This is a genomic window from Streptomyces sp. NPDC001532 (assembly GCF_040298625.1).
In the GTDB taxonomy this organism is placed as follows: Bacteria; Actinomycetota; Actinomycetes; order Streptomycetales; family Streptomycetaceae; genus Streptomyces.
Genome location: NZ_JBEPAL010000032.1, coordinates 32,056 through 48,206, shown reverse-complemented (window position 1 = coordinate 48,206; position 16,151 = coordinate 32,056). Strand labels below are relative to the sequence as shown.

17 protein-coding genes are annotated in these 16,151 nt (G+C 74.2%); 10 read left to right on the top strand and 7 right to left on the bottom strand.

Going from position 1 to position 16,151, the window contains the following annotated elements; translation table 11 throughout:
- The first annotated feature begins 137 nt into the window (after positions 1-137).
- Positions 138-584 (top strand): hypothetical protein, encoded by a 447-nt coding sequence (locus ABT232_RS26335; protein WP_351844162.1) that lies wholly within the window; start codon positions 138-140, stop codon positions 582-584.
- Between the two features lie 180 nt (positions 585-764).
- Here ABT232_RS26335 and ABT232_RS26330 read toward each other — a convergent pair whose 3' ends face one another.
- Both ABT232_RS26330 and ABT232_RS26325 read right to left on the bottom strand, forming a co-directional pair.
- On the bottom strand, positions 765-2,027 hold the full coding sequence (locus tag ABT232_RS26330; RefSeq protein WP_351844160.1) for an SWIM zinc finger family protein: 1,263 nt from the start codon (positions 2,025-2,027) through the stop codon (positions 765-767).
- A complete protein-coding gene (locus ABT232_RS26325; RefSeq protein ID WP_351844158.1) occupies positions 2,024-4,939 on the bottom strand; it encodes an SCO1167/SCO6262 family helicase in 2,916 nt (971 codons plus the stop codon). The genes ABT232_RS26330 and ABT232_RS26325 overlap by 4 nt, the downstream gene beginning before the upstream one ends.
- A gap of 248 nt (positions 4,940-5,187) precedes the next feature.
- On the opposite strand from ABT232_RS26325, the gene ABT232_RS26320 reads away from it, so the two are divergent.
- Positions 5,188-5,370 carry a tail-anchor membrane protein gene (locus ABT232_RS26320; protein WP_351844156.1) on the top strand — a complete coding sequence of 61 codons (183 nt, stop codon included), beginning with the start codon at positions 5,188-5,190 and terminating at the stop codon, positions 5,368-5,370.
- Positions 5,371-5,625: 255 nt separating this feature from the next.
- Here ABT232_RS26320 and ABT232_RS26315 read toward each other — a convergent pair whose 3' ends face one another.
- A complete protein-coding gene (locus tag ABT232_RS26315; RefSeq protein WP_351844154.1) occupies positions 5,626-6,450 on the bottom strand; it encodes a hypothetical protein in 825 nt (274 codons plus the stop codon).
- 151 nt (positions 6,451-6,601) lie between these two features.
- The gene (locus ABT232_RS26310; protein ID WP_351844152.1) at positions 6,602-6,898 is read right to left on the bottom strand and encodes a hypothetical protein; all 297 of its coding nucleotides are present in this window, start codon (positions 6,896-6,898) and stop codon (positions 6,602-6,604) included.
- Positions 6,899-6,996: 98 nt separating this feature from the next.
- Between ABT232_RS26310 and ABT232_RS26305 the strand changes: the two genes are divergently transcribed.
- A complete protein-coding gene (locus ABT232_RS26305) occupies positions 6,997-7,893 on the top strand; it encodes an oxygenase MpaB family protein (protein WP_351844150.1) in 897 nt (298 codons plus the stop codon).
- Here ABT232_RS26305 and ABT232_RS26300 read toward each other — a convergent pair.
- Entirely contained in the window at positions 7,879-8,403 is a 525-nt protein-coding gene (locus tag ABT232_RS26300; protein ID WP_351844148.1) for a PadR family transcriptional regulator, read from the bottom strand. The two genes, ABT232_RS26305 and ABT232_RS26300, sit on opposite strands and share 15 nt — an antisense overlap.
- 152 nt (positions 8,404-8,555) lie before the next feature.
- Between ABT232_RS26300 and ABT232_RS26295 the strand changes: the two genes are divergently transcribed.
- Positions 8,556-9,311: an alpha/beta fold hydrolase gene (locus tag ABT232_RS26295; RefSeq protein WP_351844146.1), complete on the top strand. Its 756-nt coding sequence runs from the start codon at positions 8,556-8,558 to the stop codon at positions 9,309-9,311.
- Between the two features lie 4 nt (positions 9,312-9,315).
- On the opposite strand, the gene ABT232_RS26290 is transcribed toward ABT232_RS26295, so the two are convergent.
- Positions 9,316-9,915, bottom strand: a complete 600-nt coding sequence (locus ABT232_RS26290) for a class I SAM-dependent methyltransferase (RefSeq protein WP_351844145.1) — start codon at positions 9,913-9,915, stop codon at positions 9,316-9,318.
- A 152-nt stretch (positions 9,916-10,067) separates the two neighbouring features.
- On the opposite strand from ABT232_RS26290, the gene ABT232_RS26285 reads away from it, so the two are divergent.
- The 5 genes from ABT232_RS26285 to ABT232_RS26265 are packed head-to-tail and all read left to right on the top strand — an operon-like array spanning position 10,068 to position 14,968.
- A complete protein-coding gene (locus ABT232_RS26285) occupies positions 10,068-10,841 on the top strand; it encodes an MHYT domain-containing protein (protein ID WP_351844143.1) in 774 nt (257 codons plus the stop codon).
- A gap of 55 nt (positions 10,842-10,896) precedes the next feature.
- Positions 10,897-13,440: a sensor histidine kinase gene (locus tag ABT232_RS26280; protein ID WP_351844141.1), complete on the top strand. Its 2,544-nt coding sequence runs from the start codon at positions 10,897-10,899 to the stop codon at positions 13,438-13,440.
- The gene (locus ABT232_RS26275; RefSeq protein ID WP_351844139.1) at positions 13,437-13,874 is read left to right on the top strand and encodes a roadblock/LC7 domain-containing protein; all 438 of its coding nucleotides are present in this window, start codon (positions 13,437-13,439) and stop codon (positions 13,872-13,874) included. Before ABT232_RS26280 ends, ABT232_RS26275 begins: the two co-directional genes overlap by 4 nt.
- Before the next feature lie 22 nt (positions 13,875-13,896).
- Complete coding sequence (locus tag ABT232_RS26270; protein WP_351844137.1) at positions 13,897-14,310, top strand: DUF742 domain-containing protein; 414 nt, start codon at positions 13,897-13,899, stop codon at positions 14,308-14,310.
- A gap of 52 nt (positions 14,311-14,362) precedes the next feature.
- On the top strand, positions 14,363-14,968 hold the full coding sequence (locus tag ABT232_RS26265; RefSeq protein ID WP_351844135.1) for a GTP-binding protein: 606 nt from the start codon (positions 14,363-14,365) through the stop codon (positions 14,966-14,968).
- A gap of 130 nt (positions 14,969-15,098) precedes the next feature.
- Here ABT232_RS26265 and ABT232_RS26260 read toward each other — a convergent pair whose 3' ends face one another.
- The gene (locus tag ABT232_RS26260) at positions 15,099-15,527 is read right to left on the bottom strand and encodes a PPOX class F420-dependent oxidoreductase (RefSeq protein WP_351844133.1); all 429 of its coding nucleotides are present in this window, start codon (positions 15,525-15,527) and stop codon (positions 15,099-15,101) included.
- 99 nt (positions 15,528-15,626) lie between these two features.
- Between ABT232_RS26260 and ABT232_RS26255 the strand changes: the two genes are divergently transcribed.
- On the top strand, positions 15,627-16,040 hold the full coding sequence (locus ABT232_RS26255; protein ID WP_351844131.1) for a roadblock/LC7 domain-containing protein: 414 nt from the start codon (positions 15,627-15,629) through the stop codon (positions 16,038-16,040).
- The last annotated feature ends 111 nt before the right edge of the window (positions 16,041-16,151 follow it).

Sequence of the window (16,151 nt, the reverse complement as noted above, 5' to 3'; positions counted from 1 at the left end):
CCCCGTCCACCGAGGGCCACACCCTCGGGCGAACCCCGCGCGGAATGTCGCGGAATCATGCCATCCAGGGCATGAGTCCGTGCCGGGCTCCGCGCGGGGGTCGCGTCAGGGGCCGGAACGGCGGGACCCTCGGGGGTATGGCCACGCCACCCCCACCGCCCCAGCCGCCCGGCCCTCCGGCCGACACCCCGCCACCGGGCGGGTTCGGGCCGTCTCCCGGACACCCCGAGCCGCCGCCGAGGCGGCGCACCCCGCTGCTCGTCGCCCTCGCCGCTCTGGTGGCCGTCGTGGTGGTCGGGCTCGTGGTGTTCGTCGCCGCCGGGGGCGACGACTCGCCGGGCGAGGGGCCGTCCGACGACCCCGGCACCGGCGAAAGCCGCTCCCCGTCACCGTCGCTGGGCATCCCGAGCGAGCTGCCCAGCGGGCTGCCCTCACTGCCTTCCGGGTTCCCGAGCGAACTGCCCAGCGGGTTCCCGAGCGACTTCCCGAGCGACTTCCCGAGCGGGCTGCCGAGCGACTTCCCCAGCCATCTGCCGAGCGGGCTGGAGTCGCTGATCCCGTCCCTGGAGGGTGACCTGCCGTAGCGCCCGCCCGCGCATGGCGTGCCCGTCGCCGGAGCGGCGGGACGGCGGGACGGCGCGACGGCGCGACGGCACGACGGCGAGGGACCGGGAACCCTCTCGGTCAGAGGGCTTTCGGCCGGGGAGCCGGCTCGCTCGGGAGCCTCTCGGCCAGGGCACCTGCTCGGCCGGAAAGCCCTTCGATCAGGGAGCCTGCTCCTCCGGCACGGTCAGCGCGGAGGCCAGTGCCGTCGCCGGATCCCGGGCCGGGCCGCCGACCGGGGTCCACCGGCCGCGCTCCTTGCGGTACGGCCACCAGCGCCCCTCCCGGTCCAGGCGCAGCTGGCTCGACGCGCCGACGACCGTCCACCGGTTGGCCCGCGCCCGCAGCGTCGGCCGTTCGCCGGTGTCCCAAGCCGCATCCAGGGCCGCACGCGCGCGTGCGAGGGCATCACCTTCGACCGCCCACTCCTCTTCGAGCACCGAGAGCGCTGCCGCGCCACCCTGCTCCCAGGCCCGTACGGCCACCGCCAGCTCTTCCCGGCTGCGCCCCGAGCCGTCGGCCAGCCGGTCCAGGACCGCCCGCTCCGGCGCTCCGGCGGCCAGCCGCACCGCGTCCTGGGCGACCGTCGGCTCCGGCTCCCACGAACCGGCGTCGGCCCGCAGGGCGGCGGCCAGCATGGCGTGCGCCGCCACGGCGGTCCGCTCGGCCAGATACTCCAGCGCCGCCGGGTCGACGCCGGGCGCGGGGGAGGTCTCGACGTCCAGGGACGGCGGCTGTCCGGGGCGGTCGGGCAGGACGGGCGGTTCGGGCAGCGGGGGCAGGATGTCACCGGCCGCGTAGGCCTCGGCGGCGTCCACACCGGCCGGTGCGGCCGGCTCCGCCGCGGACGCGGTGCCGCGCTCCTGGAGGTCGGCGATCAGGGCCCGCTCGTCGCGTCCCCGCAGCAGCAGGAGGACAAACGGATCCTCGTCGAGCAGCCGGGCCATCTGGTAGCAGAGCGCGGCCGTGTGCCCGCAGTGGTCCCAGGCGCCGCACTCGCACTCCGGCTCCAGATCGCCGAGCCCCGGCAGCAGTTCGATGCCCGCCGCCGCCGCGTCCTCGACCAGGTGCGGTGGCATGTCCCGGTCCATCAGCGCGGCGACATGCCCGGCCCGCTCGACGGCCAGCTCCAGGAAGCGGTCCCACTGCTCGGCGGACAACCGCTCCAGCAGCACATCGGCACGGTGCGCGGTGCGGTCGCGGTCCTGGACCACCGCGGTGATGCGCCCCGGGCGCACCGACACCGCGCCCACGGCCCCCGCGCGCGCGAGCCGGCGGCCCGTCTTCACCTGCGCGCCGTCCAGCGCCGCGTCCTCCAGCGCCTTCAGCCAGGCCTGGCCCCACCAGGTCCGGGCGAAACCGCGGCCCTGGGCGGGCGGCAGCGCGGCGAAGGTGCGCTCGGTGTCGTCGTCGCAGCGGTTCATCGGGTGCTCCCTCGCAGTTCCACCAGTTCGGCCAGCTCGGCGTCCGACAACTCGGTGAGCGCGGCCTCGCCGGAGCCGAGCACGGCCTCGGCCAGTTCCCGCTTGCGGCTGAGCATGTCGGCGATGCGGTCCTCGATCGTCCCCTCGGCGATCAGCCGGTGCACCTGCACAGGCCGGGTCTGCCCGATGCGGTACGCGCGGTCGGTGGCCTGGGCCTCGACCGCGGGGTTCCACCAGCGGTCGTAGTGCACGACGTGCTCCGCGCGGGTGAGGTTGAGGCCGGTGCCCGCCGCCTTCAGCGAGAGCAGGAACACGGGGATCTCGCCGTCCTGGAAGCGCCGCACCATCGCCTCCCGCGCGGGGACGGGCGTCCCGCCGTGCAGGAACTGCGAGACCACGCCCCGCGCGGACAGATGCCGCTCGATGAGCCGCGCCATCCGCACGTACTGCGTGAAGACCAGGACGCCCGCCCCCTCGGCGAGGATGGTGTCGAGCAGTTCGTCCAGCAGTTCCAGCTTCCCGGAGCGCCCGGCGATCGTGGGCCGCTCCTCCTTGAGGTACTGCGCCGGGTGGTTGCAGATCTGCTTCAGACCGGTCAGCAGCTTCACGATCAGGCCGCGCCGGGCCATGCTGTCGGCGCCGGCGATCTCCGCGAGTGTCTCCCGCACCACGGCCTCGTACAGGCCGGTCTGCTCCGGGGTGAGGGACACCGCGCGGTCCGTCTCGGTCTTCGGCGGCAGCTCGGGCGCGATTCCGGGATCGGACTTGCGGCGGCGCAGCAGGAACGGGCGTACCAGCCGGGCCAGCCGTTCCGCGGCGGCCGGGTCCGGGTCCTGGCCGCCCTCGACCGCCTGCGCGTACCGCGCGCGGAAGGTGCCCAGCCGGCCCAGCAGTCCGGGCGTCGTCCAGTCGAGGATCGCCCACAGCTCCGAGAGGTTGTTCTCCACCGGTGTGCCGGTGAGCGCCACGCGCGCGCGGGCGCCGATGGAACGCAGCTCCCGCGCGGTCTCCGAGTACGGGTTCTTCACATGCTGGGCCTCGTCGGCCACGACCATGCCCCACGGCACCTCGCCCAGCCGGCGCGCGTCGAGGCGCATGGTCCCGTAGGTGGTGAGCACGAACTCCCCGTCGGCCAGGGCGTCGAGGTCACGCCGGGCGCCGTGGAAGCGGCGCACAGGCGTGCCGGGTGCGAACTTCTCGATCTCGCGCTGCCAGTTGCCCATCAGGGAGGTGGGACACACGACCAGGGTCGGACCGGCGGCCGAGGGGTCGGTCTGCCGGTGCAGGTGCAGGGCGATCAGCGTGATCGTCTTGCCGAGGCCCATGTCGTCGGCCAGGCAGCAGCCCAGCCCCAGGGACGTCGTACGGGCCAGCCAGCTCAGGCCGCGCCGCTGGTAGTCGCGCAGGTCGGCCGCGAGTGCGGCGGGCTGTGCGACCGGCTCCTGGCCCTCGGGGTCGGCGAGCCGCTCGCGCAGCGCGGCCAGCCAGCCCGTGGGCCGCACCTCCACGCGGTACCCGTCGACCTCGGTCGAGCCCGTCAGGGCCGCACCGAGCGCGTCGATGGGCGTGACCTTGCGGTCCTGCCGGTCGCGGGCCCGTCGCACCTCGCGCGGGTCGAGCAGCACCCACTGGTCGCGCAGCCGGACCAGGGGGCGGTTCGCCTCGGCGAGCCGGTCCAGCTCCTCCCGGGTCAGCCGCTGGTCGCCCAGCGCGAACCACCAGCTGAAGGCGAGCAGCGCGTCGGCGGACAGGAACGACGGCGTGTCGGAGGCGAGCCGGCCCGTGGCCGTCTCGTCGTCCGGCGGTCCGACGACCGCGCGGGTGGTCAGGTCGCGGGCCAGTTCCCTGGGCCAGTGCACCTCGACCCCGGCAGCCACGAGGGCGTCCGCGCCGCCGCCCAGCAGATCGGTGACCTCCTCGTCGACGAGCTCCACGGCGTCCGGCACGGCGGCCGACAGCAGCGGGGTGAGCGCGGGCCAGGCCCGTGCCGCCCGGCGCAGGGCCACCAGGGCGTCCATCCGCGCGCGCGGGCCGAACGCCTGGGCGGCCGCGTCCGTCGCGGCCCACACGTCGGCGGCGTCCGCGACCAGCACGGGGTCGCTCAGCAGGTGCAGCTGCGGTACGGCCCGGAAGACGGGGGCGGCCGCCTCGGGCGCGTCCGTCAGACCGGTCACCTCGATCCGCAGCGAGAGCCGTACGCCCGCGTCGTGGCCCGCGGCGACATCGGCGGCCCAGGCCCGCTGCGCGGGCAGTCGCTGCGGCTCCGACGCCGCGTAGGCAGGCCCGCCGGTGACCAGGGGCGCGGCGGGGGAGCGCGGCAGCGCGTCGGCCACGGCGTCCAGGAAGGCCCGCAGCGACGCTTCCGGGTCGGGCAGCCGCAGCGGCTCGGCCGGATCCACCGGGACGGCGTGCGCCTCGGGCGGCATCGCGGCGGCCAGCCGGCGGATCCGCTCGGTCTCCTCCGCGCGGAGCGGCCCCATCCGCCAGGCCTCGTGGTCCCGCTCCGACAGGCCGGGCAGCAGGAGGCCGCGCGCCGCGAACTCCAGGGCCAGCAGGGTGGCCGCGCCCCAGAACACGGCCGCGCGGTGTCCGTGTGTGGCGGCACGGGCCTGCGCGAGGACGGGCAGAGCCGCGCGCACCGGCAGCACGACGGCGGACGCGACGATCGCCTCGACACCGCCACCACCGCCACCACCGCCGACCCTGCCGACACCGTGCTCACTGGGGACCACGACCGTCAGTTCCCGCAGGTGTCCCGAGGCGACGGTCGGAGGGGTCTCGCCGTCGGGCCGCCAGAAGGCGACGCCGCCGGTCCGGGCCGGGTCACCGGGGACGAACACCGCGGGACAGCGGGCCAGTTCGAAGATCTCGGAGGAGGTTGCCAGGGGATTTGCCGAGGGAGTCCTCTGCACAGTGACGTCGCATTCCTCAAATTTGACTACTGGAGCTCGGAGCGGCCGAGGGTACAGCACCGCGAGGCTCGACCCGGCATGCTGAGAGAGTGACCTGGCTCACTGGGTGAAGGGTGGTGGGAAGCGCCGAAGGAAGCCCTAGGGGACGCGCATCAGGGATGTCTCAGGGCCGCGGTCCGGAACCGCCGCGAGCGCGAAGCCGTTTTTGACAGCAGAGAGCGGCAGTGGCCGCGAAGGAGGCGACAGACATGTCGATGAAAGCGAAGATCGCCCTGGGAGGTGTGGCGGTCGGGCTGTTCCTGTGGATCTGGCTGCCCCTGTGGGCCGTGCTGCTGATCGTGCTGGGCGTCCCGGCCGCCGCGTACCTCACGCTCGACCCCTCCCAGCGGCGCCGACTGCGCCGGGTCAGCCGCAAGGAGCTCGGTCGCTGACCGCGCCGGCCGCGCCGGGGCCCGCCGCGCCGGGGTCCGCCCTGTCCGGGCCCGCCGCGCCGGGGCCCGCCGCGCCGGGGTCCGCCGTGTCCGGGTCCGCCGCGTTCGGGTCTGCCGCGTTCGGGTCCGCCGCGCCGGGGTCCGCTGTGTACGGGTCCGCCGCGTTCGGGTCTGCCGTGTCCGGGTCCGCCGCATCCGGGCCGGTCGTCCGGCGTCGGCCGTGCCGTCGGAGCGCGACGGCGCGGTCCGGCCCGCTCAGCTCGGCCGTACGGCCATCTTGTCCAGCGCCTCCAGCAGGCCGGGCAGCTCCGGACCCCGCCCCACCGGCAGGACCTCCCCGGGTGCCTCGTCCAGCAGGACGAAGGCGATGTCGTCGGTCCTGGCCACCAGCGACCAGCCCGGCCCGTCGGCGCGCAGCGTCCGCGCGTCACCCGGTGCGAAGGACGACCGGACGCGGCCGAGCGGCGGCGGGGTGTCCACATAGGCGCGCGCTTCGGCGAGGACCCGGCGCACCCCGCCACGTCCCGGCGCGGGCTCGGCCGCCTTCCCCGCCTCGGCGCCACCGTCGGGCGTCGCGAACTCGGAGTCGTCGATCTGCTCCCGCCACTGGGCCCACTGCAGCGCGATCTCGTCGGCCCCGAGCCGGCGCTGGGCGGGCCCCCAGACGCTGGTGTCCGGAGGGGTCAGCGGAGGGCCGTCGCCCGGCTCGGGAGCGGGGTCGTGCGGCGCGGGCACGCCGGGCGCCGCCACGGCCACCGCGAGAGGCCACCCGGGCAGGGCCGCGACGACGCTGCGGTCGTCCGGCGACAGCTCGTACTCCATGCCGCAGTCCCAGGAGGCGATCGCGACGGCGACCAGCGACACGTCGTCGGTGACCACCGTCCACCGCGCACCGTCGCCGTCCTGGCCCAGGACCAGGCCGTACCCGTCGGCGAGCGGCGCCAGGCCGAGCGCCGCGCACGCCTCCGGATAGTCGTCGCCCAGCACGCTCGGGAACTTCGCCGGTGTCAGCAGCACCGCCGTCAGCACATACAGCGCATCGTCCTCGGCGGCGACGGCGTCCTCGCTCGTCCCGGCCATCCCAGCCTCCCCAGGGGTTTGTCCAACGGCGCGCACCCTAGTGCGACCGGGAGCCGCTTGTCACGACTCCCTCCACCACTCCCTCCGCCACGCCTAGCTGCGGCGATCCGGCGGGACCGGGTGAAACCGCCCCCGTGGGGGACCGCGGGCGTCAGGCCGCCGGCAGCCCCAGGAGGTCGCGGGCCACGGTCTGCGGAGACTCGTCGCGCTGCCGCGCGAGAGCGATGACCGCCCGGCACGCGAGTTCGTTCACCCCGAAGGACAACGCCTCCGGCGACACCCAGCCCGCCGCCTCGTCGATCCGCTCCTGATCGTCCTCGGCGCAGGCGGACACATAGACGGCGGCCGCCTCGAACAGGTTGTGCGTCCGTGTCTCACGGCCGGTCTTCGACTCCTCCCGGACGGCCCCGCGGACATTGCCCCACACCTCGCGTACCTTGCCGAACACGCCGACCACCTTCCCCTGCTCGGTATGTGCCGCCGATCGTTCAACCGCTCTCGTTCAACGTAGAGTTGGAGCTCCGGCGACAGAAGGGGGAGGGCGCGGTGAAGCGCTTCGACCGGCTGGAGCAGATCCGGCGCATGGACCCGTACAAGGAAGCGACGGCCATCTACCGGCTCAGTTCGGCCTACGAGTTCCCCTGGGACTTCACCCGGGCCCTGGAACTGGCCCTCTACCGCACCTACGCCGTGCCGAGCATCGGCCGGCTGCTCGCCGAGACCGCCGAACTGACCGACCGCACGCAGAAGCGTTACGACGACACCTCACTGCTGCTCGACGCGGTCGTGGAGCACGGCTTCGACAGCACTCCGGGCCGCACGGCGATCCGCCGCATCAACCAGATGCACCGCTCGTACGACATCAGCGACGACGACATGCGCTACGTGCTGTGCACCTTCGTCGTGATGCCCCGGCGGTGGATCGACGCCTACGGGTGGCGCCGGCTCTCCCGGCACGAGATCGTCGCCTCCACCGTGCATTACGGCACCCTGGGCCGGTACATGGGCATCAAGGACATCCCCGGGACCTACGAGGAGTTCGAGAGCTGCCTCGACGACTACGAGGCCGCCCACTTCGCCTGGGACCGGGACGCGCGGCGCGTCTCGGACGCCACGCTCGACCTGATGGCCTCCTGGTATCCGGGCCCGCTCGCCCCGCTCCTGCGCACCACCACCCTCGCCCTGCTCGACGACTCGCTGCTGCGCGCCTTCCGCTACCCCGCGCCGAGTCCCGCCGCCCGCGCGCTGGTGCGCCGCGCGGTACGGCTGCGTGGGCGCGCCGTCCGGCTGCTGCCGCCGCGCCGCGCCCCGCACTTCGCCCGGCAGAACTGGGAGATCAAGGGCTACCCGGACGGCTATCAGGTGGCCGACCTCGGCACCTGGCCCACTCCTGGTGTCCGCGGCTGCCCCGTGCGGCACCTGGGCGGGTCAACCGCCGAGTGACGCCAAGGTGGTGTGCAGCCAGCTGAGTTCCGCGCGGGACGTGGCCCGCGCGATGGTCAGCACGCCGCGCCGGAACGGGTCGTCCAACTCCTCGGCGGACAGCGGCCGGTCACCGTCGTAGAAGAAGCTCGCCGGCTCCTCCAGGAAGGCCAGCCGGCGTCGCAGGACGGCCGCCTGGGCGTCGGCGTCGTCCAGGTGGCGCAGGAAGGCGAGCACCGTGAACCAGCGGTTCTCGTCGGTGATGTCGCGCTGCGTGGGTTCGGCGAGCCGACGGCGCAGCTCCCGTCCGCCCGCGTCGGTCAGGGACAGCACGTGCCGGGGAGCGGCCACCGCGCCGGGCTCCGTGGTGCGCTCCAGCAGGCCCGCCTGCTCCAGGCGCTTGATCGCCGGGTAGAGCGTGCTCTCCGCGACCGGCCGCACGTGCCCGGCCAGTGCCGCGATGCGTTTGCGCAGCTCATAGCCGTGCAGCGGCGCTTCGTAGAGAAATCCGAGGATGGCGAGCTCCAGCATGCCCGCATTCTCGCGCACGTTCGCTGTACATCCGAATCTCTGTACCCGCGCCCAGTAATACATCTGCTTCTCTATACCTCGGTTTCGATGTATCTTCCTGGAGCGTGCCGATGACGACGGCTGCGTGCGAGAGATCAAACGGAGGGGGCACCATGCGGGAAGCCGAGTTCGACAGCGAGGGCAGTCGTATCCGGTGGACGGAGACGCCCGGTGCGGAACCCGCGCGGGTGTACGTCCACGGCCTGGGAGCCGCCTCGGCCGCCTACCACGCCCATGTCGCCGCCCGGCCGGAACTCGCGGGCCGGCGCAGTCTCTTCGTCGATCTTCCGGGGCACGGCCTCAGCGACCGGCCCGCCGGCTTCGGGTACCGCCTGGAGGACCACGCCGACGCCCTGGCGGCCGCGCTCGACGCCGCGGCCGTGGCCGGTGCGGAGCTGATCGCGCACAGTATGGGCGGAGCCGTCGCCCTGGTGCTGGCCCACCGGCGGCCCGATCTCGTCTCCCGGCTGGTGCTCACGGAGGCCAACCTCGACGCCTTCCCGCCGCCCACCGCGGGCAGCAGCGGCATCGCCGCCTACGAGGAGGACGATTTCGTCGCCCGAGGCTTCGCGCGCGTGCTGGAGAAGGCGGGGCCCACGTGGGCGGCGACCATGCGGCTGACGGACCCGCGCGCCCTGCACCGCACTGCCGTGGGCCTGCGCCGGGGCTCACGACCGATGATGCGCGCCCTCCTGACGGAGCTGCCCGTCGAGCGCGTGTATCTGCAGGGCGAGCTCAGCGGAGAACTCGACGGCAGGCGCGACCTGGAGGCCGCCGGAGTGCGCGTGGTGACCGTGCCGGGCGCCGGTCACAACGTGATGTTCGACCGTCCCGACGCCTTCGCGGCCGCGGTCGCCGGGCGGCCGTGACGGCTCAGCCCTCCCGCACGGCCAGGGCCAGGAAGCGGGCGTCCTCGTCGACGTATGACGTCATCCGCCACCCCGCACCGGCCAGCAGCGGGCGCAGGCGGGGCTCCGCGCGGAGGTCGTCCGGGGTGATCTGCCGTCCCTGCCGCGCCGCGAGCGCCGCACGGCCGATCGGATGGAACAGGGCGAGCAGGCCGCCGGGGCGCACCACCCGGGCCAGCTCCCGCAGATCGGTCTCCGGCTCGGACAGGTGCGAGACCAGGCCCGCCGCGAAGACCGCGTCCAGCGACCCCGTCCGCAGCGGCAGCGCGGCCACGTCGGCGAGCAGCAGCCGCCCGTCCCGGTCCCGGCCGGCCCGCACGGCGGCCTCCAGCATCGCCGGAGTCAGATCGGCACCGAGCACCACTCCCGAGGCCCCGACGGCCGCCCGCAGCGGTGGCAGGGCGCGGCCGGTGCCACAGCCCGCGTCCAGGACACGGTCACCCGCGCGCAGACCGAGTTCGGCGACCGCGGCCGAGTAGGCGGGGCCGTCGTCGGGGAACCGGCGGTCCCAGTCGGCGGCGCGGGCGCCGAAGAACTCCTGGACGTGCGTGCGGTCGTCGCTCATGTTCCACATGATCCCTCACCGACACGGATGACGTCTCTCCGCACATGTTCGAGCGGGACGCGATCGTTCAGGAACATCTGTGCGTCATATTCCAGCACCTTTCGAAATGCGCCCCCTTTGTGCGCCCCTGCCCCGACTAGCGTCCCGGGGCCATGGGACACCTGGACCACGCCGCCTTCGGCTGGCTGACCCCCGTGCTGTCGTACGCCATGGCCTGCATAGGTGCCGCGCTGGGACTGCGCTGCACCGTGCGGGCCCTCGCCGCCACCGGCCGCTCGCGCCGCAACTGGCTGATCACCGCGGCCTCCGCCATCGGCACCGGCATCTGGACCATGCACTTCGTGGCCATGCTCGGCTTCAGCGTCAGCGGCACCGAGATCCGCTACGACGTGCCGCTGACCGTGCTCAGCCTGCTGGTCGCCATGGTCGTCGTCTGCGCCGGCGTCTTCGCCGTCGGCTACGGCCGTGACCGCGTCGGCGCGCTCCTGCTCGGCGGGCTCACCACCGGACTGGGCGTCGCGAGCATGCACTACCTGGGCATGGCCGCCGTACGGCTGCACGGCGACGTCACCTACGACCCGTTGCTCGTCGCCCTCTCCGTGCTGATCGCCGTCGTCGCGGCGACGGCGGCCCTGTGGGCGGCGCTCAACATCCAGGCACCCGTCGCGGTCACCGTCGCCTCGCTCGTCATGGGTGCCGCGGTGAGCAGCATGCACTACACCGGCATGCTCGCGGTGCGCGTGCGCGTCACGCCCTCCGGCGAGCTCCTGCCCGGGGCCACGGCGATGCAGTTCGTCTTCCCCCTCGCCGTCGGCCTCGGGTCCTATCTCTTCCTCACCTCGGCCTTCGTCGCCCTGTCGCCGACGGCGGGGGAGCGCGAGGCGTCCGCCTCCGCCCAGCGGCCGGTCGGCGCCGCCGTCCGCTGACCTCCCGGCCCGCCCCCGAACCGGCCCGCCCCACACCCTGACGAGCGAGGAGGCCATGCGTACACCCCGTAGGACCCCGACAGCAGGCGGCGAGCGGCCGCCGGCGCCCACCGTCCGCGGACGCCGCGCGCACGCCGGGCCCCCGGCCGACGAGCGCCCCGACGACGACCCGGGCACCCCCGCCGACCGCGCCCCCGCACCCCGGGAACGCTGGCGGATCCGGCCGCGCACCGTCCGCGCCAAGATCGTCTGCCTGCTGATGGTGCCCGTCGTGTCCCTGCTGGCCCTGTGGGCGTACGCCACCGTCACCACCGCCCAGGACGTCTCCCGGCTGCGCCAGTTGCAGCGCGTCGACGCCGAGGTCCGGACGCCCGTCGCGAACGCCGTCGCCGCCCTCCAGGCAGAGCGCGTCGCCGCCGTGCGCCACGCGACCGAACCGTCGGCCGCCGGCAGCGGCGAACTGGAACGCCTCGCGGCGCACACCGACCGCGCGGTGGCGAAACTGCGCCTCGGCGAGGACGGCACCGTCGCCGACGGCCAGGAACTGCCCCACCAGGTCGCCCAGCGCCTCGTCGCCCTGATCCACAGCGCCGAGGAACTGCGGCCGCTGCGCACCGCCGTACTCGACCGCCGCACCGGCTGGAACGAGACGTACCGCCGCTACACCGCCACCATCGCCACCGCCTTCGGCGTCGGCGGAGCGCTCACCGGTGTCCAGGACGCCCAACTGGGCTCCGACGCGCGCGTGCTGCTGGAGTTCTCCCGCGCCGGTGAGGCACTGGCCCAGGAGGACGTGCTACTCACGTCCGCGCGACTCGCCGGTGGCCTCACGGGCGAGCGGCTGCGGCTGTTCACCGGCGCCGTCGACACCCGTCGTACCCTCACCGAGACCGCCGTCGCCGACCTCAGCGGCGCCGAACGCGCCGCATGGCTGCGCCTCGCCGAGGACGCCGACTACACGGCCGTTGCCGGCGCCGAGGACCGGGTGCTGTCCAGCAGCGCGGGCGCCAGGGCCGTCGCCGCGGCGCCGGAGACCACCTGGCAACAGGCCCACGCGCGCGTGCGGGACGGTATGCGCGCCATCGAGCGGGACGCGGCCCGCGGTGTCGCGGACCGCGCCGACCCGTTCACCCGAGGTCTGCTCACCCCTGCCGGAGCCGCGGTCCTCTTCGGCCTCGCGGCCGTCGCCGCCTCCCTCGTCATCTCCGTCCGGATCGGCCGCGGACTCGTCGTCGAACTGGTCAGCCTGCGCAACAGCGCCCTGGAGATCGCCCGCCGCAAACTGCCCGAGGCGATGCGGAGACTGCGGGCCAGCGAGGAGATCGACATCCGCGCGGAGGCACCGCCCGGACCGGCCGCCGACGACGAGACCGGACAGGTCGCCGAGGCCCTGGACACCGTGCACCGCGCGGCACTGCGGGCCGCCGTGGAACGCGCCGAACTCGCCAGCGGCATCTCCGGCGTCTTCGTCAACCTCGCCCGCCGCAGCCAGGTCCTGGTCCACCGCCAGCTGAGCCTCCTGGACAGCATGGAACGCCGCTCGGAGGACCCGGGCGAACTCAGCGACCTGTTCCGGCTGGACCACCTCACCACCCGGATGCGGCGGCACGCCGAGAGCCTGATCATCCTCTCCGGCGCGGCCCCCGGCCGGGCCTGGCGCATGCCGGTGTCCCTGACCAACGTGGTCCGCGCCGCCGTCTCCGAGGTCGAGGACTACGCGCGCGTGGAGGTACGCCAGCTCCCCGCGGCGTCCGTCGCCGGCGCCGCAGTCGCCGACCTCACCCACCTCCTCGCCGAGATCATCGAGAACGCCGCCCAGTTCTCGCCCCCGCACACGCGCGTGCGGGTCACCGGCGAACCCGTGGGCAACGGCTACGCCGTGGAGGTCGAGGACCGCGGCCTGGGCATGGGCCCAGAGACGCTGGCCGAGGCCAACCGGCGGATCGAGCAGTCCGAGGCGCTGGACCTGTTCGACAGCGACCGGCTCGGCCTCTTCGTGGTCAGCAGGCTCGCCGCCCGGCACGGCATCAAGGTGCACCTGCGCACCTCCCCCTACGGCGGCACCACGGCCGTCGTCCTGCTGCCGACCGCGCTGCTGCACAGCGCCCCGCCGGAACGGTCCCCCGGCGAGCCCGCCGCCGCCGAGCAGACCGCGGAACGTGCGTACGCGCCCCTCCAGGGAGGCCCCCGACCGCAGGAGGCGCCCGTGCACGCCGTCCCCTTCCCGGCCGACCGGCCCGCACTCGTGGCCCCCGCTCCCGGCGGCCCCGCCCCGACCGCGACGGAGCCCGCCCCCGAACCCCCGCCCCCGGGAGTCACCGCCTTGCGCCTGCACCGCCCCTCCGACCCGCCCGACGGCGACCTCCCACGCCGCGTACGGCAGACCCATCTCGCGCCCCAACTGCGCGACCGGCGCCCCGAGGAACCGGCGCGGTCACCCGCGCCGCCCGGCGACGACCGGCGCACCCCCGAACTCGTCCGGGACCGTATGACGGCCTACCGCGACGGATGGGCCCGCGGTGGCGGCCGGCGACCCGGCCGCGGCGCCGCCCCCGCCGCGGCGCCCGGCCGCGACAGCAGCGAAGGAGACCCCGCATGATCCAGGACCCGAGCATGAGAGCCCCGCAGCGATCCGGCGAACTCGACTGGCTGCTGGACGACCTGGTCCTGCGGGTGCGCGAGGTACGGCACGCCGTGGTGCTCTCCAACGACGGACTCGCCGTCGGCGCTTCCAGCGAACTCGGCCGCGAGGACGCCGAACACCTCGCCGCCGTCGCCTCCGGTTTCCACAGCCTCGCCAAGGGCGCCGGCCGGCACTTCGGCGCCGGCGGGGTCCGCCAGACCATGGTGGAGATGGACGACGGCTTCCTGTTCGTCGCCGCCGCCGGCGACGGCTCCTGCCTCGCCGTCCTCACCGCCGTGACCGCCGACATCGGCCTGGTGGCGTACGAGATGGCGCGACTGGTCAAACGCGTCGGTGAGCACCTCTACACGCCACCGCGCGTCGCCGCCCGGCCGCCCGCCGCGGGCTGACGCGGAAGGGCGGACCGCCGCGATGACCGAGGACACTACGGGAGCCCCGCGCGAGCCGGGCAGCCAGTGGTACGACCACGAGGCCGGGCCCCTGGTGCGTCCCTACGCCATGACGGGCGGACGCACCGAACCCGGACCCCACGGGGTCCACTTCGACCTGATCGCCCTCGTCACCCTCGACCCGGGCGCGCCCGGACTCGACGACGACAGCGCGCTCGGACCTGAACACCAGGCCTTGATCGCGCTGTGCCGCCCCGAGACCCAGTCGGTGGCCGAACTCGCCGCCGGCGCCGACCTGCCCGTCGGCGTGGTCCGGGTGCTCCTCGGCGATCTGCTGGAACTCGGCTGCGTCACCGTCAGCCGGCCGGTACCGCCCGCGCAATTGCCCGACGAACGGATCCTGCGCGAGGTGATCGATGGACTGCGAGCGCTGTAGAAGGTCGGTCGCGAACGTCGACCGGTGCCGTCACACCCGAGAGAAGTGATCGATGGTCTCCGAGAACTGGGACGCCCAAGGCGACGACAGCACCGCCCTGGCGTTGAAGATACTGGTCGCCGGAGGGTTCGGCGTGGGCAAGACGACCCTGGTGGGCGCGGTCAGCGAGATCCGTCCGCTGCGCACCGAGGAACTGCTCAGCCAGGCAGGCCAGTTGGTCGACGACACCGACGGCGTGGACCAGAAGGTCACGACGACCGTCGCCATGGACTTCGGCCGCATCACCATCCGCTCGGGGCTGTCCCTGTACCTGTTCGGCACCCCCGGCCAGGACCGCTTCTGGTTCCTGTGGGACGAACTGTCGCAGGGCGCCCTCGGCGCCGTGGTCCTCGCCGACACCCGCCGCCTGGAGGACTGCTTTCCCGCGGTCGACTACTTCGAGCACCGGCACATCCCGTTCGTGGTGGCCGTCAACTGCTTCGCGGGCGCCCGCTCCTACAGCGCCCACGACGTCTCGCGCGCCCTCGACCTCGACCAGGGCACCCCGGTCGTCCTCTGCGACGCCCGCGACCGCGACTCGGGCAAGGAGGTGCTGATCCGGCTCGTCGAGTACGCCGGGCGGATGCACACCGCGCGGTTGCTGGACTCAGTCGGCTGACCGGCCCTCCTCGGCGGACGGGCCGCCCGCCGAGGAGACGGCGACCGGCCCGCCGGCCGCGGAGACGGTGGCCGGCCGCCAGCCAATGAGATGGCGGCCGACCCGCCCGCCGAGGAGACGGCGGCCGGAGTCAGTCGGCGACGCCCTTCTCCGCGAGGACCTTGTCGATCGTGACCCGAACCAGCAGCTCACCGGGCACACCGTTGCGCGCCCCGTACTCCTCGGCGTGTTCCTCGCCCATGTACCGCGCCGCGATCCGGGTCGCCCAGCGGCGCACCTCCTCCAGGTCCTCCGACAGCCGGGCGCGGCCCCGCAGCACCACGTAGCCGAAGGGCGCCCGGTCGTCGTCCACGCAGAGGGCGACCCGGCCGTCGCGGGCCAGGTTGCGGCCCTTCACGGTGCCCTTGCCGGTGTTGAACACCACCTCGTCCCCGTCCAGCAGGAACCAGACGGGCGCCAGATGCGGACTCCCGTCGTCCCGCACGGTCGCGAGCTTGCCGGTGCGGGTGCCGTGCGTGACGAACTCCCGCCATTCCGTGTCGGTCATCTTCTGTGCCATGCCTCCCATCCTCCTTGCCCGCACGGCGGTCCTGGGGAAGGCTGACGGGGAGATCTCCCCCGGCCAGGGGGGAGGGACATCACACGGGGAGACCGGATCATGGCGCAGAACCGGGGACTTGGCTGGCTGCTGGACGACCTGACGCAGCGCGTCGAGCATGTGCGGCACGCGCTCGTCCTGTCCAACGACGGACTGGTGACGGGCGCGAGCACGGGACTGCGGCGGGAGGACGCCGAGCATCTGGCCGCCGTCGCGTCCGGACTGCACAGCCTGGCCAAGGGATCGGGACGGCACTTCGGCGCGGGGGGCGTCCGCCAGACGATGGTGGAGTTCGACGACGCGGTGTTGTTCGTCACCGCGGCGGGCAACGGCAGCTGTCTGTGCGTGCTCAGCGGCGCTGAGGCCGACATCGGCCAGATCGGCTACGAGATGACACTGCTCGTCAACCGGGTCGGCGAGCACCTCGGCGTGGACGCCCGCCACCCGGAGCGATCGCCCGCCGTCGACCTCTGACCTGCACGTTCGTCATCTCCCACGGAGTTGTCCACAGGCTCGCCAGGATGTCGGCCGGAGCGGCTACGTTGGTGTGACCGCGAACGCACACAGCGTGAGCTCGGCACTCCA